This window comes from Chryseobacterium sediminis (genome assembly GCF_008386505.1).
Taxonomy (GTDB): Bacteria; Bacteroidota; Bacteroidia; order Flavobacteriales; family Weeksellaceae; genus Chryseobacterium; species Chryseobacterium sediminis.
The window spans coordinates 534,329-559,015 of sequence record NZ_VUNZ01000002.1 but is presented as its reverse complement, the minus strand read 5'-3'; the positions used below and the strand labels follow the sequence as shown (position 1 = coordinate 559,015).

At 35.8% G+C, this 24,687-nt stretch carries 26 protein-coding genes; 17 read left to right on the top strand and 9 right to left on the bottom strand.

Translation table 11 applies throughout. The annotated features are described in order from the left end of the window. Nucleotides 1-59: 59 nt before the first annotated feature. From FW780_RS14690 to FW780_RS14680, 3 genes are read left to right on the top strand one after another with little or no spacing between them, the layout of a single operon-like run. A complete protein-coding gene (locus FW780_RS14690; RefSeq protein ID WP_174774462.1) occupies nucleotides 60-815 on the top strand; it encodes a prolipoprotein diacylglyceryl transferase in 756 nt (251 codons plus the stop codon). Continuing rightward, the gene (locus FW780_RS14685) at nucleotides 812-1,045 is read left to right on the top strand and encodes a hypothetical protein (RefSeq protein WP_149834255.1); all 234 of its coding nucleotides are present in this window, start codon (nucleotides 812-814) and stop codon (nucleotides 1,043-1,045) included. The genes FW780_RS14690 and FW780_RS14685 overlap by 4 nt, the downstream gene beginning before the upstream one ends. A 10-nt stretch (nucleotides 1,046-1,055) precedes the next feature. Continuing rightward, complete coding sequence (locus FW780_RS14680; protein ID WP_149834254.1) at nucleotides 1,056-2,459, top strand: radical SAM protein; 1,404 nt, start codon at nucleotides 1,056-1,058, stop codon at nucleotides 2,457-2,459. A 60-nt stretch (nucleotides 2,460-2,519) separates the two neighbouring features. Here FW780_RS14680 and surE read toward each other — a convergent pair whose 3' ends face one another. Both surE and FW780_RS14670 read right to left on the bottom strand, forming a co-directional pair. After that, a complete protein-coding gene (gene surE / locus FW780_RS14675) occupies nucleotides 2,520-3,308 on the bottom strand; it encodes a 5'/3'-nucleotidase SurE (RefSeq protein ID WP_149834253.1) in 789 nt (262 codons plus the stop codon). A 403-nt stretch (nucleotides 3,309-3,711) separates the two neighbouring features. Beyond that, the gene (locus tag FW780_RS14670; RefSeq protein ID WP_047380070.1) at nucleotides 3,712-3,882 is read right to left on the bottom strand and encodes a lmo0937 family membrane protein; all 171 of its coding nucleotides are present in this window, start codon (nucleotides 3,880-3,882) and stop codon (nucleotides 3,712-3,714) included. A gap of 345 nt (nucleotides 3,883-4,227) precedes the next feature. On the opposite strand from FW780_RS14670, the gene FW780_RS14665 reads away from it, so the two are divergent. Beyond that, nucleotides 4,228-6,357, top strand: a complete 2,130-nt coding sequence (locus FW780_RS14665) for a carboxy terminal-processing peptidase (protein WP_149834252.1) — start codon at nucleotides 4,228-4,230, stop codon at nucleotides 6,355-6,357. A gap of 52 nt (nucleotides 6,358-6,409) precedes the next feature. Here FW780_RS14665 and FW780_RS14660 read toward each other — a convergent pair whose 3' ends face one another. Further along, nucleotides 6,410-6,913 (bottom strand): superoxide dismutase family protein, encoded by a 504-nt coding sequence (locus FW780_RS14660; protein ID WP_047422049.1) that lies wholly within the window; start codon nucleotides 6,911-6,913, stop codon nucleotides 6,410-6,412. 241 nt (nucleotides 6,914-7,154) lie between these two features. On the opposite strand from FW780_RS14660, the gene FW780_RS14655 reads away from it, so the two are divergent. From FW780_RS14655 to FW780_RS14610, 10 genes are all read left to right on the top strand, one after another. Then, nucleotides 7,155-7,805 (top strand): 4'-phosphopantetheinyl transferase family protein, encoded by a 651-nt coding sequence (locus FW780_RS14655; RefSeq protein WP_149834251.1) that lies wholly within the window; start codon nucleotides 7,155-7,157, stop codon nucleotides 7,803-7,805. A gap of 85 nt (nucleotides 7,806-7,890) precedes the next feature. Further along, the gene (locus FW780_RS14650) at nucleotides 7,891-8,793 is read left to right on the top strand and encodes an AraC family transcriptional regulator (RefSeq protein WP_149834250.1); all 903 of its coding nucleotides are present in this window, start codon (nucleotides 7,891-7,893) and stop codon (nucleotides 8,791-8,793) included. 93 nt (nucleotides 8,794-8,886) lie between these two features. Beyond that, on the top strand, nucleotides 8,887-11,115 hold the full coding sequence (locus tag FW780_RS14645; protein ID WP_149834249.1) for a TonB-dependent receptor: 2,229 nt from the start codon (nucleotides 8,887-8,889) through the stop codon (nucleotides 11,113-11,115). A 50-nt stretch (nucleotides 11,116-11,165) separates the two neighbouring features. After that, nucleotides 11,166-11,825: a hypothetical protein gene (locus tag FW780_RS14640; protein ID WP_149834248.1), complete on the top strand. Its 660-nt coding sequence runs from the start codon at nucleotides 11,166-11,168 to the stop codon at nucleotides 11,823-11,825. Between the two features lie 140 nt (nucleotides 11,826-11,965). After that, nucleotides 11,966-13,279, top strand: a complete 1,314-nt coding sequence (locus tag FW780_RS14635; protein ID WP_149834247.1) for a 2TM domain-containing protein — start codon at nucleotides 11,966-11,968, stop codon at nucleotides 13,277-13,279. A gap of 4 nt (nucleotides 13,280-13,283) precedes the next feature. Then, nucleotides 13,284-13,589 (top strand): 2TM domain-containing protein, encoded by a 306-nt coding sequence (locus tag FW780_RS14630; RefSeq protein ID WP_149834246.1) that lies wholly within the window; start codon nucleotides 13,284-13,286, stop codon nucleotides 13,587-13,589. Between the two features lie 49 nt (nucleotides 13,590-13,638). After that, on the top strand, nucleotides 13,639-14,208 hold the full coding sequence (locus FW780_RS14625; protein WP_149834245.1) for a methyltransferase family protein: 570 nt from the start codon (nucleotides 13,639-13,641) through the stop codon (nucleotides 14,206-14,208). Between the two features lie 126 nt (nucleotides 14,209-14,334). Further along, nucleotides 14,335-14,631: a 2TM domain-containing protein gene (locus FW780_RS14620; RefSeq protein WP_079243709.1), complete on the top strand. Its 297-nt coding sequence runs from the start codon at nucleotides 14,335-14,337 to the stop codon at nucleotides 14,629-14,631. 30 nt (nucleotides 14,632-14,661) lie between these two features. Then, complete coding sequence (locus tag FW780_RS14615) at nucleotides 14,662-14,937, top strand: 2TM domain-containing protein (RefSeq protein ID WP_149834244.1); 276 nt, start codon at nucleotides 14,662-14,664, stop codon at nucleotides 14,935-14,937. Nucleotides 14,938-14,998: 61 nt separating this feature from the next. Continuing rightward, the gene (locus FW780_RS14610) at nucleotides 14,999-15,742 is read left to right on the top strand and encodes a LytR/AlgR family response regulator transcription factor (protein ID WP_149834243.1); all 744 of its coding nucleotides are present in this window, start codon (nucleotides 14,999-15,001) and stop codon (nucleotides 15,740-15,742) included. Nucleotides 15,743-15,855: 113 nt separating this feature from the next. Here FW780_RS14610 and FW780_RS14605 read toward each other — a convergent pair whose 3' ends face one another. The 3 genes from FW780_RS14605 to FW780_RS14595 all read right to left on the bottom strand — a co-directional run bounded on the left by FW780_RS14605 (nucleotide 15,856) and on the right by FW780_RS14595 (nucleotide 18,429). Then, complete coding sequence (locus tag FW780_RS14605; protein WP_149834242.1) at nucleotides 15,856-17,082, bottom strand: DUF6051 family protein; 1,227 nt, start codon at nucleotides 17,080-17,082, stop codon at nucleotides 15,856-15,858. Between the two features lie 161 nt (nucleotides 17,083-17,243). After that, nucleotides 17,244-17,441, bottom strand: a complete 198-nt coding sequence (locus tag FW780_RS14600; protein ID WP_149834241.1) for a hypothetical protein — start codon at nucleotides 17,439-17,441, stop codon at nucleotides 17,244-17,246. Nucleotides 17,442-17,532: 91 nt separating this feature from the next. Further along, nucleotides 17,533-18,429 (bottom strand): hypothetical protein, encoded by an 897-nt coding sequence (locus tag FW780_RS14595; RefSeq protein ID WP_149834240.1) that lies wholly within the window; start codon nucleotides 18,427-18,429, stop codon nucleotides 17,533-17,535. A 139-nt stretch (nucleotides 18,430-18,568) separates the two neighbouring features. Here FW780_RS14595 and FW780_RS14590 point away from each other — a divergent pair, with 139 nt between their 5' ends. Both FW780_RS14590 and FW780_RS14585 read left to right on the top strand, forming a co-directional pair. Continuing rightward, nucleotides 18,569-19,315 (top strand): glycine-rich domain-containing protein, encoded by a 747-nt coding sequence (locus FW780_RS14590; RefSeq protein ID WP_149834239.1) that lies wholly within the window; start codon nucleotides 18,569-18,571, stop codon nucleotides 19,313-19,315. A gap of 12 nt (nucleotides 19,316-19,327) precedes the next feature. Continuing rightward, nucleotides 19,328-19,678, top strand: a complete 351-nt coding sequence (locus FW780_RS14585; protein WP_149834238.1) for a hypothetical protein — start codon at nucleotides 19,328-19,330, stop codon at nucleotides 19,676-19,678. 71 nt (nucleotides 19,679-19,749) lie between these two features. Here the strand turns inward: FW780_RS14585 and FW780_RS14580 are convergent, their stop codons facing one another. Further along, entirely contained in the window at nucleotides 19,750-19,950 is a 201-nt protein-coding gene (locus tag FW780_RS14580) for a hypothetical protein (protein WP_149834237.1), read from the bottom strand. A 118-nt stretch (nucleotides 19,951-20,068) separates the two neighbouring features. After that, nucleotides 20,069-21,256, bottom strand: a complete 1,188-nt coding sequence (gene mnmA, locus FW780_RS14575; protein ID WP_149834236.1) for a tRNA 2-thiouridine(34) synthase MnmA — start codon at nucleotides 21,254-21,256, stop codon at nucleotides 20,069-20,071. A 189-nt stretch (nucleotides 21,257-21,445) separates the two neighbouring features. Here mnmA and FW780_RS14570 point away from each other — a divergent pair, with 189 nt between their 5' ends. Next, complete coding sequence (locus FW780_RS14570; RefSeq protein WP_149834235.1) at nucleotides 21,446-21,973, top strand: hypothetical protein; 528 nt, start codon at nucleotides 21,446-21,448, stop codon at nucleotides 21,971-21,973. Nucleotides 21,974-22,078: 105 nt separating this feature from the next. Here the strand turns inward: FW780_RS14570 and FW780_RS14565 are convergent, their stop codons facing one another. Next, nucleotides 22,079-24,616 (bottom strand): ATP-dependent Clp protease ATP-binding subunit, encoded by a 2,538-nt coding sequence (locus FW780_RS14565; RefSeq protein ID WP_149834234.1) that lies wholly within the window; start codon nucleotides 24,614-24,616, stop codon nucleotides 22,079-22,081. Nucleotides 24,617-24,687 lie beyond the last annotated feature (71 nt).

Genomic DNA, 24,687 nt, shown 5'->3' with positions numbered 1-24,687 from the left:
TGTAATTATTTGTCAGAATAAAGGTAGTGAATAATCTGAAATAGTGTATTTTTGAAATAATGGATTTTCCTGTAACATTTCATATTTTCAGCAAAACTATCCTTGCACATCCACTTTTTGAGGCTGGCGGAATGTTTTTGGGTATGAGATATTATTTTTATTTGAAACGTAAGTCCAAAGAAAAACTTTCTTTCAATACTTCTGCTGCGGTTTTAATAGGGGCAACTGCCGGCGCCTTGATAGGTTCCAAACTGATTGGTAATCTTGAAAACCCTTATACATTATTTGAGAATTTTACGATCAAAAAATTCTGGTCAAACAATACCATCGTCGGAGGACTGGCCTTTGGCTTATTGGGTGTGGAGCTGGCAAAGAAGATAGTACACCATAAAGAAAGCACAGGAGATCTTATTGTTTTTCCGTTGATATTTGCCATTATTATAGGCAGAATAGGGTGTTTTCTTACTGGTATTTATGAAGAAACGTATGGTATACCTACTGATTCTGTTTTTGGAATGCATTTGGGAGATCAATACCTCAGGCATCCCGTTGCTTTGTATGAAATAGTTTTTTTAATTCTTCTGTGGATAGGGCTAAAATTTATTCAAAATCATAAGAAATACCCTTCTGGTTTTATTTTTCAGCTGTTTATGATCAGTTATTTTACGTTCAGGTTTTTTTTAGATTTTATAAAACCAAGGGTAGAGATCATGGGAAATATGGGCACAATTCAAATTGTATGTATCTGCGTAATTATTTACTACATTTATAAAATCAAAAATACCAGGCCTTTATATTTAAACCATTCAAGATGAGAACTTTAACTATTTTAGAAGTCGGCAATCTGGCAGGGGTAGTCGTAATTATCGTTGGTGTGATTATTTTAGTTGCACTGGTTCTTTCCCTTATTGTTACTGTTGTGACAAAAGTTATCTACGAATGGAAAGGAGACCGGAAATTCACAAAAAAACAATTTATCCAAACAATGCTTATATCTCTTCTGGTCTGTGGATTGATCAGCGGTTATATTTGCGGAGGACTTTAAACATTTTGCTATGCCAGTAAGAAATTATACCTATTACGATTATACAATAAGCCTTTGTCCGGAATGTCTTAAAAGGGTGGGTGCCAAGATCATTATTGAGGATGAAGCTGTTTTTATGACCAAAAGATGTCCCGATCATGGTTTTTTTAAAACAAAAATAGCTTCCGATGTACATTATTATAAAAACATAAGAAACTATAATAAAGCCTCTGAAATGCCTCTGCATTTCGGAACTGATGTAGAATATGGCTGCCCTTATGATTGTGGACTATGCGTAGATCATGAACAGCATAGCTGCCTTTCTATTGTAGAAGTTACAGATCGTTGTAATCTGACTTGTCCCACATGTTATGCGATGTCCTCTCCACATTATGGAAGTCATAGAAGTCTGGAAGAAATTGAGGCTATGTTTGATGTTATCGTAAAAAATGAAGGAGAACCTGATGTAGTGCAAATAAGTGGAGGAGAGCCTACAATTCATCCGGAGTTTTTCAAAATTATGGATATTGCCAAGTCAAAACCAATCAAACATCTGATGTTGAATACCAACGGAATCAGAATTGCTAACGATCCGGGATTTGCTGAAAGATTGGCGACTTATGCTCCTGAGTTTGAAGTATACCTTCAGTTTGATTCATTTAAACCTGAAGTATTGCAGGATTTTAGAGGAAAGGACCTTACTGCAGTCAGAATGAAAGCACTGGAAAAACTTAATGAACTTAATCTTTCTACTACATTGGTTATTGTCCTTCAAAAAGGCAAAAATATTGATGAAATAGGAAAAATTATAGAATTTGCCCTGAAACAGAAATGTGTTAGAGGAATTACCTTCCAACCCGTTGAAATTGCTGGAAGAAACCGGGAAGATTCTGCTCATGAAAAGATTACTCTAACTGAGGTAAGACAGGAAATTATCAATCAGTTTTCGCTATTAAATTCTGATGATATTATTCCGGTTCCATGTAACCCGGATGCCCTGGCTATGGGATATATTTTAAAACTTCAGGAAGAGACGATTCCTTTAACGAGGTATATCAATCCTGCAGATCTTCTGAATAATGAATCGAGAAATACTATTGTTTACGAACAGGATAAGGGATTACATATGCAGCTGCTGGATATATTCAGTACCGGGATTTCTGTAGATAAAGTTCAGCCCAAGGTAAATCAGTTACTATGCTGTCTACCGGAAGTTTGTGCGCCGGATCTTGACTATGATAACCTGTTTAGAATAATCATTATGAATTTTATGGATGCACATGATTTTGATGTAAGAGCAGTGAAAAAATCGTGCGTACATATTGTCAATAAAGACCTGAAATTAATACCCTTTGAAACAATGAATCTTTTCTATAGAGATGAAAAAAAAGCTTATCTGGAAGAACTCAGGAAAGAAGATAAAGTATTATTTTGAACAGTATAAAAATAAAGCGTGAAATTAATTTCACGCTTTTATTATCTTAAATTTCCGGGTTTATTTTATCTCTTTTACATTTTCAAAAGTCATCACCTCTTCCAATGTTTTCATGTATTCATATGCCGTAAGGTCAAACTTTACCGGAACAATGGAGATATATCCGTTAGCCAATGCGGTTTCATCAGCATCTTCGGAATCATCCATATTGTTAAAATAACCAGTTAGCCAGTAATATTTTTTACCATGTGGGTTTACTCTTTCATCAAAGCTTTCTTCCCATTTCGCGTGAGCCTGTTTACACACTTTTACGCCTTTTATTTCTTCAGCCGGAAGTTTAGGGATGTTCACATTCAGTACAATACCTTTTGGCATTGGGTTTTCCAGAGTTCTTCTTACGATATTCTGAATAAATTCTTTAGCCTGGGTAAAATCAGCTTCCCAGCTGAAATCCAGTAATGAAAATCCAATCGCCGGAATTCCTTCTACACCCGCTTCTACAGCAGCTGACATCGTCCCCGAATAGATTACATTAATAGAAGAATTTGCTCCATGATTGATTCCTGAAACTACAATATCTGGTCTTCTTTTCAGAATTTTATCAAGAGCCATCTTTACACAGTCTACAGGAGTTCCGCTGCATGAAAAGTCAGTCTGCGGACCATCCAGGGTAACTTCTTCGTAGCTTAGCGTAGAATTAATGGTAATAGCGTGGCCTTTTCCACTTTGAGGAGAGTTGGGTGCTACAACAACTACTTCTCCGATTTCATTCATAAAACTGATAAGATTTCTGATACCAGGAGCTGTAATTCCATCATCATTAGTAACCAGAATAAGCGGTCTTTCCATAAATTATCTTTAATATTTTTTTATTCAAATAGAGTGAATTTGTTCATTTCAGAATTGAACAAATAGATTTTCAACACATCAAATGTAGGCAAAAATAAGACGTGATAAAACAGCTGTTTTATTATTAATTGTTGCGAAATCAGAATAGTGATTGCTGTGTTTTAATGACAAAATGAGGCTATGAACAGAGAAAAAGAAGAATTTAAACTTTAGAAAATAAATTAGAAATGAAAGAAAATTAATACTTTGATTTAATTCCAGATTCTCAAAATATTAATTCCAGTTTAATCAATGACCTCAGTACTTACAGATGCTTTTCAAACAGAATCTGATACCGTTCAGCTGAAAAGCACCTGCTAAGCCTGATGGTTGTTCAATTTAAGTAGTTGTACAAAATAATAAACTAATCTAGAGGTTTTCTGCCTGTAATAATGTTATAAAGAATAACAATAATGGCAATGACCAAGAGAATGTGAATCAAATAGCCGGTACTGATGCCCGGAACTATTCCTAACATTCCCAAAAGCCAAACAACGATGCAGATAACTGCAATTAACCATAATAAACTTCTCATGACTTTACATTTTAAAGTTATATGGTTAAATATCAGCATATTTTATGCCTTTATGGGTGAAAATTGATTTTTGTGGTATCTGTTTTTAGTTTTCAATGAAAAAATAAATAGAGGGTCTCTTTCCTGAAAATAGAAAGATAATTATGTCATATGGGAGGTAAACTGCCTGATAATCGGAAATGGCTAACACTGTTAATATTATTTGCACATCTATTTAATAAAAATGGTTAAAACTATCTGATAATTGCAAATAAGGTATTAAATTTGATCATTTGTAACAGTACCAAACTTACTGCTACTAATTATTATACTTATTTTAAAAAAATTAATAAATAAAGACAGTTTATGTGGAAAAATTTCAAACTGAATAAATTTTTACTCCTTATTCCATTAACCAGTCTAATGTTTTGTTTCAACTCGCCAAAGAATGACGATGAAAAGATGCAGACGATTATGGTGAGCGTAAAAAATACACTTTCTTATCTGCATTATAGCCCAAAATCTATCAATGATGCCTATTCGAAGGACGTTTATAAGCATTATTTTGAATTGGTAGATCCCGCGAAAAGATATTTCCTGCAATCTGATATGGATGAATTCAACAAGCATGAGACAAAGCTTGATGATTATATCAACCAGGGCGATCTTACATTCTATAAGCTTACGATTGACAGACTATACCAGAGAGTGGATGAGATCGATAAAATAACACAGGATATTTTCAGTAAGCCCATCAATCTTCAGGAAGATGAAACGCTTACCCTTGAGCCGAAACTTAAAAAAGTACCTGCCAACAAGCAGGAACAATATAATGAGTGGAAAAAATTCATTAAGTACAATATCCTTCAGGAAGTTGAGTCGATGAACAGCAAAGAAGAAGCTCAGAAAGAAAAGAAAGACTCTGTTCAGAAGTACAAGCTGAAAGATACGATCAAGTTTAAGCCTCTTACTCAGGATGAAAAGATCAAAAAAGCAACTGATGAAGTAAAAGATCTTGTAAAAGATACCTTTACCCGATTCAAAAAGAGAAAGAAAATGGATTGGTTTACCGTGTATATGAACGCCTATACAGAAGTATTCGATCCACATACCAACTATTACTCTCCAAAAGATAAAGAAGATTTTGATACTCAGTTTACAGGAAAAGTAATTGGTATCGGAGCATTAATCCAGGAGAAAAAAGGAAACCTTTATCTTGGGGCTCTTACTATTGGTGCGCCGGCCTGGAAGTCTAAACAGCTTTCAGAGGGTGATAAAATCCTGAAAGTAAGATCCAAACCGAAAGAAGATGCGGTAAATGTAGTAGGAATGCTTTCTGATGAAGCTGTACGATTAATCAGAGGTGAAAAAGGTACTCCTGTAACACTAACGGTTCAGAAAAAAGACGGAACGATCAAAGATGTAACGATGATCCGTGAAGAAGTAGCTATTGAAGATACTTTCGCAAGAAGTATTGTAGTGAATACTCCAAATGGAAAGAAATATGGTTTCATCAATCTTCCAAGTTTTAATGCTGATTTTGAAAATGCAAAAGGAAGAAATGCTTCTGATGATATTAAAAATGAGATCATTAAACTGAAAGAACAGAATATTCAGGGAATCATTCTTGACCTTAGAAATAATGGAGGAGGTTCTTTAACTGAAGTAGGGGATATTATGGGGCTTTTCATGGAAGCTGGACCTTACGTTCAGGTGAAAGACGGAAACGGAAAAATACAGACCCTTAAGAATAAAAATGAAACTCCAATCTGGACAGGTCCATTGGTGATTATGCAAAACGAGCTTTCTGCTTCGGCTTCAGAAATCCTTGCAGGAGTAATGCAGGATAACGGAAGAGCTATGATTATCGGGTCTCCGCAGTCTTTCGGAAAAGGAACCGTGCAGACTTTTGTTGACCTGAACAGATTCCTGAATACAGAAGATGATTTCGGATCTTTAAAACTGACTATCCAGAAATTCTACAGAATTACCGGAGAATCTACGCAGAGAAAAGGGATCGTTTCTGATATTCAGATGAAAGATTTCTTTACTTATGCTGAAGTAGGAGAGCGATATGATGATTATGCATTGGCTTGGGATAAAATTCCACCTACAAAATTCCAGAAACTGAACTATTTCAACATTCAGGCATTGGAAAAAGCAAGTGCAGACAGAATGGCTAAAAACAGCAATTATCAGTTGTTATTAGAATCTGCACAATGGAGAGAAAAACTTGATAAAGAAGAAAATATCACTTTGAATATCGCTAAGTTCAATGAACTGATGAAGAACAGAAAGTCTCAGATTGAAAAGTTCAAAGCTTTGACTAAATTTGAGAACGGACTTCAGTTCATTATGTATCCAAGTGAAGTTGAAAGAGAGAAAAAAGATGAAGCTTTCAAGAAAAAATCTGAAATGTGGATCAAGAATCTGAAGAAAGATCTTTACCTGCAGGAAGCAATGAATATTGTATCAGATATGGGAGCTAAATCCTAAACATAAAAAAACCGCTAATGAAAATTAGCGGTTTTTTTATTGAATAATGAGATTACTTAATTTCTACACATCCCACTCTTCCTCCGGCATTTCCGGTAGGCTGAGTATGGAAATCATCTGCTGCTGCATGTACAATAAGACCTTTTCCAATAATGTTTTTAGACTCATCTGTACAACCCAGACACCATTTGTCTGTCTTGAAAGTTAATGTTGCAGTTCCGTTCTGATCAGCAACCAGGTTTCCTATATCTCCCATATGGAAGTGTTCAGCACCCCATTTACCATGATCATTCTTAGAAGGATTCCAGTGGCCTCCCGTAGAAGTTCCGTCTGCTGCAGAGCAGTCTCCTTTTTCATGAATGTGTACCGCATGGATTCCAGGAGTAAGATTGGTGATATCCAGCTTCATGGTTACCTCATTTCCGTTCTGGGTAAATTTCGCTGTTCCTCCTGTTTGTGTTCCGCTTTTGGCATTTACAGAATACATTTTTGTTGTTCCGCATGAAGCTGCTAAAAATGCAAATCCTGCCAATAATGCTAATGTTTGTACTTTCATTTTTTAAATGATTTATAGTGATTTTACCCCTAAAATTATAAAAGATTTTCCAAAGCGCTTTATGATTCCAGTCTTTTTTTCAAAAGACATTACGCAGTACAGCCGAAATCCAACACCTTTCAGCCTCAGATTCTGCAACTTTGTCCAAAAGATTGATTGTTTTAAAAAGCAAACAGAAAAAGCTTATTTTTAACGGCAAAAGTAACTCGTCTCTAATATCAAAATAAGGAAGAAATAGAAAATGATTATTCTCTATACATTCATCAGCGAAGAAAAACACCAGTCTCTCCTTGACCGGTATCTGCCTCTTTTTTCTGAAGATAGTAAACAGGATATTCTGAGATACAGAAAATGGCAGGACACACAGCTTTCTTTATTGGGAAAGGTCCTTTTACAATACGGATTAAGAACTTATTATAACATTTCGGATGTTGAAACAGGTGTTCTTCCCAACAAAAAGCCCTATTTGAAAGGACATAATCTTCATTTTAATATCTCGCATTCTAAAGAGCTTGTTGCCTGTGCCATTGCAGAATATCCTTTGGGGCTAGATGTAGAATTTAATGATCCGAAGGTCAGTTATCATGATTTTACATTTCAGATGACAGATAAAGAGCTTCAGGAAATTCAGGATGCGGAAGATAAAATGAAAAAATTCTTCTCCTATTGGACGAGAAAAGAAGCGGTTATAAAAGCCCACGGAGTCGGAATGATGCTTCCCTTGGATTCTTTTGAAATAATAAATAATGAATGTAGTATTGAGGGTGAAAAGTTCTTTACCAAAGAGATTCTCATTCATGAAGGCTATTATAGCCATATTGCCTCTTCAGATCAGAAAATTAAAGATGTAATGCCGCTTATTAAATGCATTGAAGAGGATATTTTACTATAAAAAATGAAACAGATTTCTGAAATAGCAATAAAAGACAACTCAATTCCGCAATGGAAAAATATCTTTGTGAACTAATAACTTTGAAGTGGAAGAGTATAAAATACGGATTATAAAAACAATTCAATATATCGACAGCCATATTGATGCAGATCTGTCTTTGGAAAAAATTTCAGAACGAGGAGCGTATTCACCGTTTCATTTTCACAGAATATTTAAGCTGGTTACAGGAGAAACCCTTCAGAGCTACATTATCAGGAAGAAAATAGAAAAAAGCGCCCTTCATCTGGCGGTTCATAAAAATATGGAAATCAAAGATATCTATTGGGATCTTGGTTTCTCTAACCATTCAGTTTTTTGTAAGACATTTAAAAAATATTATGGTCTTGCTCCAACAAAATTCCGCAAATCAGCTCCTGAGAATTTTTGTAAGATTATCCAAAAACAAAGCAAGAACGGACAAGTTGATACGGTTTTCAGCCAATACATTTGCAACATTGAAAACCTGTTAAACTGGACAACTATGAATTTAAAAATCGAAGTAAAAGAAATGCCGGAAATGAATCTGGCATCCGTAATGAGCTTTGGAATAGGTAATGTAGAACCTTCTTTCAACCACTTAATAGACTGGGCAATAAAGAAACACCTTTTTCCGCGGGAGAATGTGAAAATGATTTCTGTATATCATGACAGTTGTAAGATTACCCCTCTTGATAAAGTGAGAATCCATGCCTGCATGCTTTTGGATGAAAGACTTACACAACAGGAGGGAGAAGTATTTCCCGAAACTATACAGGGCGGAAAATACATTGTAGGAAGTGGTGAAGTTACTTTGGATGACTTCGAGCAATGCTGGGTTTCCTTGTTTTTATGGATGAATGAAAACAATTTTACTACCAGAAGAACCTTTCCTTATGAAATCTACCACTCTAATTTTAAAGAACATCCGGAAGGAAAAATGATCGTTGATTTTTGCATTCCGATTCACTAATTTCCCATTCGGTAGCAAAAGAATGCCTTTCGGTAAAATTTTTTTTACAGAAAGGCATTTCTCATCCTATTTTTGACACAGAAAACAATAAAAATGAAAACTCAAGGACAAAACATACTGTTTCTTATTTTCCTGATGGCTTCCATAATGGGATATTCACAGGTGAAGATCACAGGAAAAGTTTCCTTTAAAAACAAAGGAGTAAGTGAAGTAAACGTCACTCTGAAGGATACCTATGATGGGACAACCACTGATGCCCAGGGTAATTTTTCTTTTGAAACATCAGAAAAAGGGACACATATAATAACCTTTATCCACCCGAAATATGAGAATGTGGAAAGAACAATATCTATTGAAAATCAGGATGTTTCTTTGAATGTTGACCTTAAAGAACAGATCAGCGAGATTGATGCAGTAGTAGTTTCTGCGGGGTCTATTGAAGCAAGTGATAAGAAAAGAGCAACAGCGCTGCTTTCCCCAATAGATATTTATACCACAGCAGGAGCAGACGGGCAGATTTCTTCAGCATTAACTTACCTTCCGGGAGTACAGAAAGTAGGAGGAACTGAAGGCCTTTTTATCAGAGGGGGTACAGGGACGGAATCTAAAATTTTTATGGACGGTAGTCTTATCAACAATTATTTTTCTAATTCTGTTCCGGGAATTGCAGGAAGGGATCAGTTTAATACCTCCCTTTTCAAAGGGAATATCTTTTCAAGTGGCGGATATTCTGCGTTGTATGGACAGGCTCTTTCAGGAGCTTTGATGCTGGAAAGTGTTGATCTTCCGGATCAGAGTTCTTACAGTTTAGGGATTTCACCTATTTTCCTGAGTGCCGGATTTCAGAAGCTGGGAGATAATAAAAACTATTCCTATGGAGCTACAGCTGGATATTCTATTTTAAGCCTGATGCAGAAAGTCTTTAATTTTAATACAGATTTTGTTGAAGCACCACAGGGTCTTAACGGAGATCTGAATTTTAGAATTAAAACAAAATCAGGAGGCTTTTTCAAATATTACGGGATGTTTAATTCCAATAAAATGGGAGTAAGGTCAGAAAGTCTTGAACCAGGATATGATTTCAGTCTGGTAAAGCTCAACGGTAAAAACACATTTCATAACCTGTCTTTTAAACAAAAATTTGGAAAATATCTTTTGAATGTAGGGGGTTCTTACTCTTACAACAGATCTGATCTTCATTTTTCTACAGAAACCAATGATATAGAATCAAACAGGAACCAACTTCTTACAGACGGAAATTATTTGAACTTTAAAGCAGTTGTTGAAAGAAAAATCAACAGAATCAGTGCCCTGAGAGGAGGATTTGAGTTGAATAACACGGATGAAAACCTGAATTTTGAAGCAGTACAGAAAAATTATAAAGATTTGATCTCTTCGGCTTTTCTTGAAACAGATCTGGGATTCAGTAATGCATTGTCAGCAAAAATAGGAGTAAGAGCAGAGCATTCTTCTTTTCTAGGAAAGAATAATATAGCCCCTCGTTTTGCGATTGCTTACCGTTTGGCAAAAGACTGGACAACTTCCTTAGCTTATGGTCTTTTTTATCAGAATCCGGAAAGTAAATACATCAATGGCCCTGCAAATCTTGGTTTTCAGAAGTCTCAGCATTATATTTTTCAGGTTCAGAGAGCTTCAGAAGGAAGAACATTACGTTTTGAAGCATTTTATAAAAAATATGACCAGCTGATTAAAACATTTAATGTTAATGAGCAGACTCAAACCGCATTAAACAACAATGGATATGGATATGCTAAAGGAGTGGAATTTTTCTGGAGAGACAATAAAAAAACATTTGAAAATATTGATTATTGGATCAGCTACTCTTACCTGGATTCCAAAAGAGATTTTCTTAATTATCCGGTAAGCCTGCAGCCAAGTTTTGCGGCTGAACACACCCTTTCTGCAGTGGCAAAAAGATTTATTCCGGAATGGAAGCTTGGGGTAAACTTATCGTATACCTATGCAAAAGGACGACCTTTTTATGATATAGCCTCTACGGTTGAAAATGGGGAAGCAATTAATTATACAAGAAATGAAGGAAGATTAAAAGATTATAATGCTTTGAATTTCAGCATTAATTATCTGCCCAATATCGGTAAAAAAGATGCGAAAGCTTTTCCGGTGTTCGTATTGAGTGTCAGCAATATTTTAGGATCAAAGAATGTATACGGCTATAATTTCTCTGCGGACGGATCCAGAAGTTCTGCAATCGTTCCGCCAGTCAATACTTTTGTGTTCATTGGAGCATTTATAAGCTTCGGAGTAGATAAAACAGATGATGCCATCAATAATAATTTATAAAAAACATACCTTAGGACAAACAAATAAACTAACTTTTAAAATTTGATATTATGAAAAAATACCTTTTAAGCTTTGCTTTAGCTTTTGTGAGCTTAACGGCTTTTGCTCAGGCAGATTACGACAAAATAATGACAGAAAAAATCGGAAGAATAGAAGTCTGTAAAACATCGGAAGATTTCCAGACTCTGGCTAATGATTTTCAAAGAATAGGAAGTAAGGAAAGCACAAAATGGCTTCCGGCATACTATGCAGCATTTTCTTATATCCAGAAAGGAAGAACATTGATGAGAGACGGAAAAATGCAGGAGCTGGATGCTATCGCAGATCAGGCTGAGAAACAGCTGTCTATGGCACAGAACCTTGCCGGAGCTGATAATGCAGAAATTCACCTGTTGAGAAAAATGTCCTATTCTTTGAGAATGATGGTAAATCCGGCACAACGTTACATGACAGACGGTGCCAGAGCTGCTGAAGAGCTTAACATTGCAGAAAAATTAGAGCCGGCAAATCCAAGAATTGCCCTTATCAAAGCAGAAGACGTTTACTTTACTCCTGAGCAGTACGGAGGAAGCAAAACCAAAGGACTGGAAATGTTCAAAGATGCACAGGCAAAATTTAAGACCTACAAACCTAAAACAGGTTTAGACCCTAACTGGGGAAGAGGAGAAGCCGATTATTTTCTAAGTCTTCCGACAGAAAAAGCGAAATAGTACATTTCTGTTTTACCTATAAATGAACCTTCATTCGTGAAGGTTTTTTTATACCGTTCAGAGAAGAAAATCAGCCCTTCGGTAAGAATTAATTTTTGATACCTTTAATAAAAACTAATTTTGAGTTAAGAAAACAGATCATGAAGCGTAAATACTTTAAAATATTACTTTGGACGTCATTAGGAACCACTTTGTTTTTCTTTTTGTTTTTCAATGATGAAAAGACATTGAGTACTTTTCTGATCACGCTGCTTCTTTCAACCATGTATTCTTTTGTATTGGGATTTGGAAACGGATTTATCAATGAATTTCTCAACAGAAAATTTCCCTGGTCGGAAGCAACCCGAACGAGAGCTGTTCTAAGTATTATTTCTATCATTATCGGGAACTTTATTCTGGTCTATTTCTGCAATTACATGAACTATGTGGTGATTCAGAAAACGGCGACTATACAAGAGTTTTTCTCTTCAAAGTATGGGGTAACCAATTGGTTCATGATCAATATTGCTCTTCTGATCTCTGCTTTTCTTCATGCTAAGAGCTTTATGGAAGAGCTTAAAAAGAATTCCAGAAAAGAAGTCGTAGAGCAGAAGCTTATTGCCAAATCAGCAAATGCTCAGTTTGAAAGTTTAAAAAATCAGCTGGATCCTCACTTTCTATTCAATTCTCTGAATGTTTTAAGCTCACTGATCGATGAAAATCCGCGCCAGGCTCAGAAGTTTACTGCTTCAATGTCAAAGATTTACCGTTATGTACTTGAACAGAAAGATAAAGAGCTTGTAACGGTGGAAGATGAGATAGAATTTGCCAGAACATATTGTGACCTTCTGAAAACAAGATTTGAAGACAGTGTAGATTTTACGTTTGATGTTGCCAAAGAAGATTACCAGAAATATGTGGTTCCGTTGGCTTTGCAGCTGTTGTTGGAAAATTGTATCAAACATAATTTTGCGACATCATCAAAGCCTTTGATCATCAGAATTTTTTCGGACGGAAATACGCTTTGCATTGAAAATAATCTGCAGGTAAGAGAACAGATCAAAGAAAGTTCAGGAATTGGTCTTGCGAATATCGTACAGCGTTATTCTCTGCTTACGGAGAGAAATGTATTCATAGAAAAATCTGAGGATCATTTTAAAGTAAAGCTACCGATGCTTTTAGCTAAACCGCATGTTTCCAGCATTAAATCCGAAGATGAAACTCAAGCTTACAAAAGAGCAGAAAAGAGAGTAAAAGAGATTAAAGGGTTTTATAAAAACCTGATTTCTTACTGTACAGTATGCTCCTTTTTAATATTTATCAATCTTTTTACAAGCAGCAGAAATCAGTGGTTTTGGTTTCCGGTACTGGGATGGGGAATTGGGGTTGCTTCCCATGCCTTTCAGGTGTTTGGAGTAGGAGAGTCCTGGCAGGAAAAGAAGATTCGTGAAATTATGAATAAACAAAAAAAATAAAGCGATGGAAAGATTCGACGAAAATGATATAGAATATCAACGTGCCAGAAGACAGGTAGAAAGGTTACGTGGATTTTACGGGCATGTATTCGCTTATATCGCAGTGAATGCTATGATTGTTGTGTATAACTGTATGAACTTGAAACCCGGTGAAAGTTATTTTCAGTTTAAAAACTTTTTTACAGCTACTTTCTGGGGAATAGGACTTGCAGCACACGCTGTTACGGTTTTTTTGCCCCGGATTAATTTTATCAGAAAATGGGAAGATAATAAGATTAAAGAACTGATGGATAAGCAGAAAGATCATTAAAGAAATTACTTTTTTTGCAAAAACTTTTAACTTTAAAAACTCATTAAGAATGAACACTTTATCAACTCTGTTCTACATTTCAATGGCCGCCTGGTTTCTTACCGAATTTCTTTACAAAAACAAGTTGAAATCCGGTAAAGAAGATCAAAAGAACAAAGATAAATCAACCTTGAATATTCTGTGGCTGGCCATTCCTTTTTCTATAATGAGTTCGATTTTCATATCGTATAATACTCATTTTAAGATTGTTGACGGAAGCTGGATTCTTTATCTGGGGGAACTCTTCATTCTTATCGGGATTATTTTCAGATATATGATCATCAGATCTCTTGGGAAATATTTTACAGTAGATGTTACCATTAGACAGGATCATAAAATCAAAAAAGAAGGGTTTTATAGATATCTGAGGCATCCTTCTTACGCCTTTTCTCTGCTGACCTCTCTTGGGCTAGGTTTGTATTTGAATAACTGGTTGTCATTACTCTTTGCTTTTGTACCTCCGTTTCTGGCTTTTGCCTACAGAATTAAGATCGAAGAGCAGGCTTTGGTAGAACAGTTCGGTGATGAGTATCTTGAATACAGAAAAAGCACAAAGAAACTGATCCCGTTTATCTATTAATTCCCCGTTTTTACGATTCGGATAGCATAATCTACCATTCGGTAATATAAAATTGATTTGAGCCCTTTTTCTGACCTACCTTTGATTCAAGAAAAAAACAAATTAACCTTTTAAAAACAAAACATTATGGAAATTTTACCAAATAAAGAGACGATTGCTTACAGAAAAGCATCCAGAAGAGTAAAAGAATTAAAAGAGTTTTACGGAAATCTTACTTCTTATTGTATTGTGATTCCATTTCTGGCAATACTGAACCTTATGACTGCTCCCGGATATTTATGGTTTTTATGGCCGGCGCTGGGCTGGGGAATAGGCATTGCGTTTCATGCAATAAGTGTATTTGGAATTGGAAAAAGTTGGGAAGAAAGAAAAATAAAAGAACTGATGGAGAAAGAGGAAAAAGAAAAAATAAAAAAATTCTAACAATAATCATAACTCAAAACTTATACAATCATGGATTACGAAACCGCTAGTACAAAAACGAACAACATCAGAAAATTCTATAAAAGCATTTTTATATTTGCCATCTTCGCTCTTCTTCTCATTCCTGATGATATTTTTGGCGAAAAGATTATTAATTTTCGATTATTTGACAGATATACCATCCTTGGTATCTGGGGATTTATTATTCTTATTAAAGCCGCAAAACTGTTCCTTTTTGATTCCGAATGGGAAAGAAATATGATTGAAAAAGAACTTGAGAAAGAGAAAAAGCCAATAAAATATTAATATATGCCCGCTTTTATCTAACTTTATTTCCTAATAATCTAAAAACCAAAATTAAAGCTCAATGATCAAAACTGTCATTATAGAAGATGAAAAACCTGCTTCAAGGAAATTAGAGCGTATGCTAAATAACTTTCCTGAAATTGAGATCGTTGCGAAAATAGAATCAGTAGAAGAAGGAGTGGCCTGGTTTTCTGAAAATGAACATCCACAATTGATCTTTTCTGATATTGTTTTAGGTGACGGACTGTCCTTCGATATCTTTGAAAAAATTCCAACCAAAGGATTCATCATCTATACCACGGCTTTTGATCAGTATACCCTGAAAGCATTTAAGCTGAACAGTATTGATTATCTTTTAAAACCCATTCTTGATGAAGACCTGGAAGGTGCAGTGGAGAAGTTTAAATCCTTTATTCCTGCCAACGATACGAATGGTTCTCAGGATATCAAACAGCTGATCAGAAAGGAAAAATCTACGTTATCCAGAGTTCTGGTAAAAATAGGATATAATCTTAAAATTATCCAGACTCATGAAATAAGCTGTTTTTTCAGTGAGAATAAGATTGTTTATCTTCAGACGGAAGACCGTACTTATCCATCAGATTTTACGCTTGATGAGTTGGAAGACGTTCTGGATGAGAAAAAGTTTTTCCGGGTAAACAGACAGTTTATTGTCAGTTCAGATTATATTAAAAATATTCATACTTCACCTTACTATAAAGTGGATATGGAGTTTCAGCCTGAAGAAGAAATTACGGTAAGCAGAGACCGTGTTAAAGATTTCAAAGATTGGCTGGTCAGTTGATAAAAAAGGAAGAATTTTAACTTCCTCATCATATAAAAACAAACACCATGGATCTTATATTATTGATTTTTAAACTATTCCTTTCCCTCTTTTATACCTGAAAACAGGAATAATCAGGAGTTATAAAAGTTACTGGCAGATTGTACAAACTGGTGAAAAGCTTCTGTAACTTCTTTCTTATGTTTGTGAGCAAGAGGAAACGGAACCATATGGGAATATTCATACGGGAAATCTTTGATTTCTACCTCTACATTGATGTTCCTGTAGCCTCCGCGTAAAGTATTCAATGCTTCCATTGGAGGGGCTACGCTGTCTTTTTCCAGTACATACGCCTTTATCTGGGACTGAATTTCATGAATTCTTTCTTCCCTTTCTTTTTGAAAATAATTGTAGCGGAGCATTTTTTTGAACCAGCTTTCCTGCGGATGGAGATCTTCATTCTGATAGTGTTTCAAACGGGGATCTGATTTAAAATCAGAACTCAGCAACTCTGTGAAAACGGACTGCATTTTAATAGTCGCTTGGGTATCCATGATGTATTTAGATATCGGAAACATGCGGTCGATCGTCATTCCTCCACAAAAACAGAAAACTTTAGACCGGGTAAAATAATTGTTAGGATCTGCCATTTTAATGATCATTGAAAGAAAAGATCCAATAGAATATCCAAATAAATCCAGATCAGCTTCCGGAGAAATACCTTTTATTTTACTGTTTTTAATATCTTTCACTACCTCAGTAATATCAGAGTATGTCTGTAGTCCTGACCAGAATATCCTTTGAGGATGGGCTTCCAGTCTAGAGCTTATGGCAGCATTTACATAGGAGAAATTCATGTTTTCGGGATATTTTTTCTTTCTGAAACGAACCACTTCCATCATGTGATGTCGGTCACTCCAGATAGGTTCTGCACGATCCATATGAAAGGCAATAGGAAACAGAATAATGGCTTTCCGTGTTCTTTTGGCCAATTCATATGCCCACGGCAGATATTTGTCCCATTTCTTTTCATTCAGGCCATGAAAGAAAAAGATACATCCTTTGGCGGTTTCTGTATCTGCGCTCTTCAGGATATAATAGGTAAACCTTTTATTGCATTCAATATCAAAATCTTTGAGGTCTACAGCAGGCTGACCGTAAAACAGATAGCCTTTTTCGTTGATTTCCAGTGATTGCTGATGTTTGTTGCAGTGTTGATGTTCCGAGCCATACAGCAGGTCAGAAACCTTTGATTCAAAGGGAATAGCTTCAATGGTTACATTCAATTCCTTGATTTCAACCCTGTCTTTTCCGGAATCAAAGTGATTTTTCAAAACTTCATACAATTCATAATATTCCATAGCCAGACAATTGAAGGGTTCATATTTAGGAACTATCAATTTAGAGAAATATTGCAGTAATCTGTTGATTTTTAAGGTTTAAATGTATTCTAAGCATAGGAGAAAAACAAACCCGGAATAAGATTGTTCCGGGTTTTAGATATATAAATTGATAAGGATGTTTATTGTTTTGTTTCGGTTTTTTTTCCGTATTTCTGTATGGTGAAGGCAGTAAGGACTATCATGATAACACACAAGATAAGGTCTGCTTTTTCAGGGTGAAATATTTCCTGATAGATATTATATCCTACAAGCATTGATACAAAAAAGATAAGAGCATTGTTAGCGGATGAATATTGATTTTTAATCGTTGTTTTCATAATGATGTTTTTTATTGTTATTTATCCAGTAAGTATGACAATTCAAAATACGTTACAACAATTTTCAAAATAATAATCAATAATTACATAACTATCTGTAATCAATTCTGTTAGATTCAGTGTCTTCAAGCTGTTTAATGATAGATTCTGGAATTTCATCACTGTCAATAGGGAAGCTGATGGAGTCGGAAATGAAGTTCTTTCTGTCTGCTTTTCTAAAGATTTCAAACAAGGCAATCGGCTCCTGATTGAAACTGATGCAGGTACTTATGAAGTGGATTTCGTGGAGTTTATAGTCCGGATTCTTAAGCTTTTCTTTAATGTCTTTAATTCTTGAAATAAAATGCCTTTGGCGAATAAAAGTATTGCTGTTCATGATGATAAAAACATAGTCGGAGTATGCCGTTACTTTACCAAAGTATTTATGCTGGTCGCCACCGCTTCTTTCAATAAAATATTCTCCGGTGGTTTCCGATTTATAAATTTCCATTGCAGAGCGCCATATACGGTCTTCTTTTGCCATTAAAGGATTGTCAGGAAGATTTCTGTTATAAGAATACCAAAAGCCTACTAAACGGTCTAAAAGAGTTGTATTCAGATTTACATTATTCATCTCAATTCTGAGGTCATTAAAATTGAATGATTCCGTAGTGGAATTGATGAAATCTATATAATTGGAGTAGCCCAGAACTTTGACAATGAGGCTCAGTTTTGCTAAGTTAGGCCTGCTAAGAACAGCATTTTCATTCTGTCTGAATTTTTTCAGCTTATTGATAATCAGGTGTTCATACAGGTAATTGGTTCCTAGAAGATCCGGCTCTTTTTTAATTTCTTTCTCTGTATGATCACTGATAATGAGTTCATTCAGTTCTGCACTAATGTAAGACCATTCGGTTTTAGTGACATCTTCCCAATGGTTTTTCTTTAAAAAGTGGCGGCTTAAGAAATTCATCAGCTTTTCAAGATGCAGTATATCTTCCTTTTTCATCTGTTTATTTTTTATGGTCAGATTAATTTTAGTTTTATAAGACTAATTTAAGATTTTTATCAAACCAAAAAAGACTTTTGAAGGACTTTTATATTTTAAAATCCATTGACATTTGAATAGAAAAACAAAATTTAAAACAATGGAAACAAGAATGTTATTAAAAGATGAATCCCTTTGGAACAGAATACAGGGATTTTCTCTGGATGCTCCCGGCGTTGATTTCCCTTTTTCAAAAAAACTGGCAAAAGAAGAAAGCTGGAGCCTTGATTTTGCAAAAAAAGCGATTGAAGAATATAAAAAGTTTGTCTATCTCTGTTGTATTCTCCCCAATGGGGCTTCTCCCAGCGAAATAGTGGATAAAGTATGGCATATGCACCTGATCTATACCCAAAATTATTGGGAGGAATTTTGCCCGAACATTTTAAAGAGACCACTTCATCATCATCCTTCTAAAGGAGGAAATACGGAAAGAGTGAAGCATAAGAACTGGTTTGAAGATACAATTTCAGGTTACAGGAACATATTTCAGCAGGAAGCACCCGAGGAAATATGGGGAGGGAAAAAGAAAGCATCTAAAGTAAGACGCTGGATGAGAAAGATGGCCTTTTTTGCTCCAATCTTTATTTTACTGCTGCTGTTCTCTTGTTCAGAAGGAGGTGGTTTCACCGGATTGTTGGTCACGGCAGTGGTTTTTACCATTATTTTTATTTTGGGAACAATAACCTCAATCATAGGAGATAGTGAAATCTCCGATCCTAACAGAAAGGATAAGCAAAACAGTGATGGAGGAGGTGGCGGAAGCTGTGGAGGATCAAGCTGTAGCGGAGGCGGCGGTTGTGGTGGAGGTTGTGGCGGCTGCGGAGGTTGTGGAGGTTGTGGAGGATAAAAAATAAGCAATATGAAAAAACTAATCATTCACTCAGTTCCAGCTGTAGTAAGCTTTATGTGGCTTATAACAGCATGCCAGACATTGAATCCCATTATTATTAAAGGGCCAGATTTTCTGAAATTTTATCTGATTTTGGTTCTCGGATTCTATGCTTCAGTTTTTATTTTAAATTCTTTGAGAGAATCGATTTCAAAAACTACATTCTACTTTATAGGTTTCATTTTTTTACTGGGAATTATAAAACTGATAAGAGGAATCATGCTGGGAAAACCTGTTGGATTTCTTGTTATGATTTTAATCCTGGAATGTGTTGTGGCTGTGTTTCTTACCATGAGCCATATCAACAAGAAAACGAAGTAATTGTTTCATAAAAAACAAACCCGAAACAAAACTGTTCCGGGCTTTATCATAAGGTATTGAGATTAAATCTCTTACTTTTTTTCTTTTATAGGCTTGTAGCCATATTTCCGAACCATAACGGAAGTGATCACTACTAAAATAAGGCTGACAGCGATATTCGAGTTTTCCGGATGTACAATTGACTGATAGAAATTATAGCCAAAAACAGCAGATACAATAGCGATCAGGATATTGTTTACATAAGAATACTGGTTTCTTGTCGTTGTTTTCATAGTAATTTATTGTTATTTACTCAGTAAGTAAGACAACTTAGAAAACGTTACAGAAAAATTTCAAAAAAATTCCCGAACCTTCAAATCTATAATCCCACAATCCCGAAACTCGGATTCCTTACGCAATCACACCGCTTCCGATAAGCTCATCATCAATATACCATGAAGCAAACTGTCCTTCTGCAATCGCAGACTGAAGTTCATCAAACTCAATATACAATGCATTTTCAAACTGATACAGAGTTGCCTTCTGCAAAGACTGTCTGTATCGGAATCTGGCCATTACTTCCATAGATTCTCCATTCTGAAGCTTCATATCTTCACGTACCCAGTGCAGTTCAGAATTATCTATTTTCAGTGCTTTTTTGTGGAGGCCGGGGAAGTGGCTTCCTTCTCCCACGAAAATGATATTGTTTTCCATCTCTCTGGAGATGATAAAACAGCTTTCTTTGTGTCCGCCTATTCCAAGGCCACGGCTTTGTCCGATGGTGAAAAACTGGGCTCCCTGATGTTTCCCGATTACTTTTCCGTCAGATTTTTTATAATTGATTTTTCTTGATAAAAACTCAAGTTCTTCTTCTTTAGACAAGAATTCAGGTTTTTCTTCCGAAAAAAGAGGTGAATCTTTGAAAATTTCTACGATTTCTCCTTCATTAGGTTTTAATTGCTGCTGTAAAAATTGTGGAAGGCTCACTTTCCCAATAAAGCATAATCCCTGAGAATCCTTTTTATCTGCAGTTACCAATCCGATTTCTTTTGCGATTTCTCTTACCTGAGGTTTTGTAAGTTCTCCGATAGGGAATAATGCTTTTGAAAGTTGATCCTGGCTTAGCTGGCAAAGGAAATACGACTGGTCTTTATTGTTGTCTTTTCCGGCAAGAAGGTGGAAAATTTCTTTTCCGTTTTCGTCAAAAGTAGAGTTTACTCTTGCATAATGTCCTGTTGCCACCTTATCTGCACCCAATGACATTGCGGTCTTCATAAAAACATCGAATTTTACTTCTCTGTTACACAATACATCCGGGTTGGGAGTTCTTCCTTTTTCGTATTCGGCAAACATATAATCAACAATACGTTCCTTATAAAGTTCACTCATGTCTATAACCTGAAAAGGAATTCCAAGCTTTTGTGCCACCATAAGGGCATCATTACTGTCCTCAATCCAGGGACATTCGTCTTCCAGTGTTACGGAAGCATCGTTCCAGTTTCTCATGAATAAAGCCACTACTTCATGGCCTTGCTGCTGCAGCAAATACGCTGTAACACTAGAATCTACACCTCCGGAGAGGCCTACTACTATTTTCATTGTATTTCAATTTTACGAAACTCTTAACGGGAGTTCTTAGTTTGATGTGGCAAAAATACAACTAAATAAATTCGTAAAAAAACCATAATTTTAAACATTGATAAAAACGATGTTAATCGTATTTGCATTATACCGTACTATAACAAGTGAAGGTGTATGCCATATCATCAAAACAAAATATATCTACATATGAAAAAAATTATTATTTCTATAATGCTGATCATCTCAGGCTCAGCGTTTTCCCAGGTTTCAGTGGGTGCCCAGCCACAGGAAAGCAGCAAGTGGACCTTTGGAGGAGGAATCGGATTAGGATTTGGCAGTAACAGTGCTTTTAATCTGTCTGCTTCACCAAGAGTGGGTTACAGGCTTACGGATGATCTTGAAGCAGGAGTTGTAGGAAGTGTATCGTGGCAGACTTCCGACTATTATAAATCTACCATGTTTGGAGTAGGCCCATTTGTCAATTACTATTTTGCAAGATCATTTTATGTTGGTGCCAACTATCAGCATTATTTTGTTGATTACAAGGACAAATACTACGATTATAAATACAACACAGAAGAAAATGCTTTGTATCTTGGAGGAGGGTATATGCAAAGAATAGGAAATAATTCTTTTATGCAGATTGGATTAATGTATAATGTTCTTTGGAAGGAGAACTCCAGTGTGTTTTCAAGCGGACTGATCCCGAATATAGGATTTGTGGTAGGACTTTAATCTTGTGATTTCATTAATAGAAAAGACTTTATCCAAAAAATATAAAACAAAACGGCCCGGGAAATTTCCCGGGCCGTTTCTATTAAAATTAAATTATTTATTCAATTAAGATTGAGAAGATTTCTCAGCAGCTGATTTTTTCGCTTTCTGCGTTTTTCCAATCAGTCCGTCTTTAGCCTCATTAAGGTCAAGAACTACGGTTTCTCCTTCATTCAATTGCTTGTTTACCAGCATTTCTGCCAATAAGTCTTCAATATATTTCTGGATTGCTCGTTTCAATGGTCTTGCACCGAAATCTTTATCCCATCCTTTTTCAGAAATGAAGTTTTTAGCATCTTCAGTTAAGTCAACTTTATATCCTAATTTTTCAAGTCTGCCATACAATTTGTTCAATTCAATATCAATAATTTTCTTGATATCATCCTGAACAAGAGAGTTGAAGATCACAATATCATCAATTCTGTTTAGGAATTCAGGAGCAAATGCTTTCTTAAGGGCACTTTCAATGGTGCTTCTCGCTCTTGTATCTGAGCTTGTCTTTTTAGCTGATGTTCCGAATCCTACACCATCTCCAAAGTCTTTAAGATCTCTGGTTCCGATATTGGAAGTAAGAATGATAATTGTATTTCTGAAGTCTATTTTTCTGCCTAAGCTGTCTGTAACGTGACCTTCATCTAGGATCTGTAACAGAATATTGAATACATCCGGGTGAGCTTTTTCAATCTCATCCAAAAGAACCACAGCATAAGGTTTTCTTCTTACCGCTTCAGTCAGCTGACCTCCTTCTTCATATCCTACATATCCCGGAGGCGCTCCTACCAATCTTGAAACTGCGAATTTTTCCATGTATTCACTCATGTCAATTCTGATCAAAGATTCGTCGGACTCAAAGAGTTCTCTCGCCATTACTTTAGCCAGCTCGGTTTTACCAACCCCGGTTGTTCCAAGGAAAATAAAGGTACCGATAGGACGGTTCGGATCTTTAAGACCAGCTCTGTTTCTTTGAATTGCTTTCACAACTTTTTTCACAGCATCTTCCTGACCGATTACTTTTCCATTAAGTTTTTCATCCATCTGGGCAAGTTTATCAAGCTCGTTCTTGCCAACTTTCGTTACAGGAACTCCACTCATCATAGAAACCACTTCTGCTACATTTTCTTCCGTTACGGTTTCTTTTTTCTCTTTTACATCCTTATCCCATTTTTCCTGAGCTGCATTCAGTTCCATCTGAAGACGTTCCTCCTCATCTTTAAGCTTTCTAGCCTCAAGATAATCCTGAGCTTTTACGGCTTTCTGCTTCAGTTCTTTGATATCTTCAATTTTCTTTTCAAAATCAATGATTTCGGTAGGAACTTTCATGTTTTTGATGTAAACACGAGATCCGGCCTCGTCCATTGCATCAATAGCTTTGTCTGGTAAGAAGCGGTCTGTAATATATCTCGAGGTCAAATTAACACAAGCCAAAATAGCTTCAGGAGTATATATTACATTATGATGCTCTTCATATTTATCTTTGATTTGATTCAAAATCTGAACTGTTTCATCAATAGAAGTAGGTTCCACCATTACTTTCTGGAATCTTCTTTCTAAAGCACCGTCTTTTTCAATATACTGACGGTATTCATCCAGAGTGGTTGCCCCGATGCATTGAATTTCTCCTCTTGCCAAAGCAGGTTTGAACATATTGGAAGCATCTAAACTTCCTGTAGAACTTCCTGCTCCTACAATGGTATGAAGCTCATCAATAAATAAAATGACATCTCTGTTCTTTTCCAGTTCCGTCATAATGGCCTTCATTCTTTCTTCAAACTGGCCACGGTACTTAGTTCCGGCAACTAAACTTGCCAGATCTAAAGTGATTACACGTTTTCCGTAAAGAACTCTGGACACTTTTTTCTGTTGAATTCTTAATGCTAAACCTTCAGCAATGGCAGATTTACCAACTCCCGGCTCTCCGATAAGAAGAGGGTTGTTTTTCTTTCTACGCGATAAGATCTGAGAAACTCTCTCAATTTCTTTTTCACGGCCGATTACCGGATCTAGTTTTCCATCTCTTGCCAAAGAAGTAAGGTCTCTACCAAAGTTATCCAAAGTAGGCGTTTTACTTTTCGCAGAACCTAAATTTCCTGTAGGCTTTCTCATTTGCTCAAATTCTTCTCTCTCATCATCATCGTCATAAGCACTCATCTGTGGAGACTGGCCTGAATTTTTAAGCATAGTCTGGTATTCTCTTGAAACTCCTTCATAGTCGATGTCATAAGCTCCCAGAATATTTGAAGTAGGGTCCTCATATTTATAAAGAATACCTAAAAGCAGGTGAACGGTATTAATTTCATTGCTTTTATATTGTCGGCATTCTAACTCTGCACGTTTAATGGCGTGGTCTGCCATCTTAGTGAAAGAAATATTGGTAACCTCCTCAGAAATAGGATTTAGACTTGCTGTATTTAAAGTTTCAATTTTTCTTCTGATTTGTGTTAAATCCGCATTAAGGTTTTGAAGGATTTCTTTTGCAGAGTTTTCCGTTTTTATAATACCTAAAAGTAGATGTTCTGTATTAAGAAATTCACTTTTCAGCCTTTTAGCTTCGCTTTTGCTTTGTTTGAACACTTGGCTCAAACCTTGTGAAAACTTATAATCCATAATATATCTCATTAGAACAAAGGCAACATTACCTTTTATTCATTATCTAAATTACAAATATTTTACCAAAA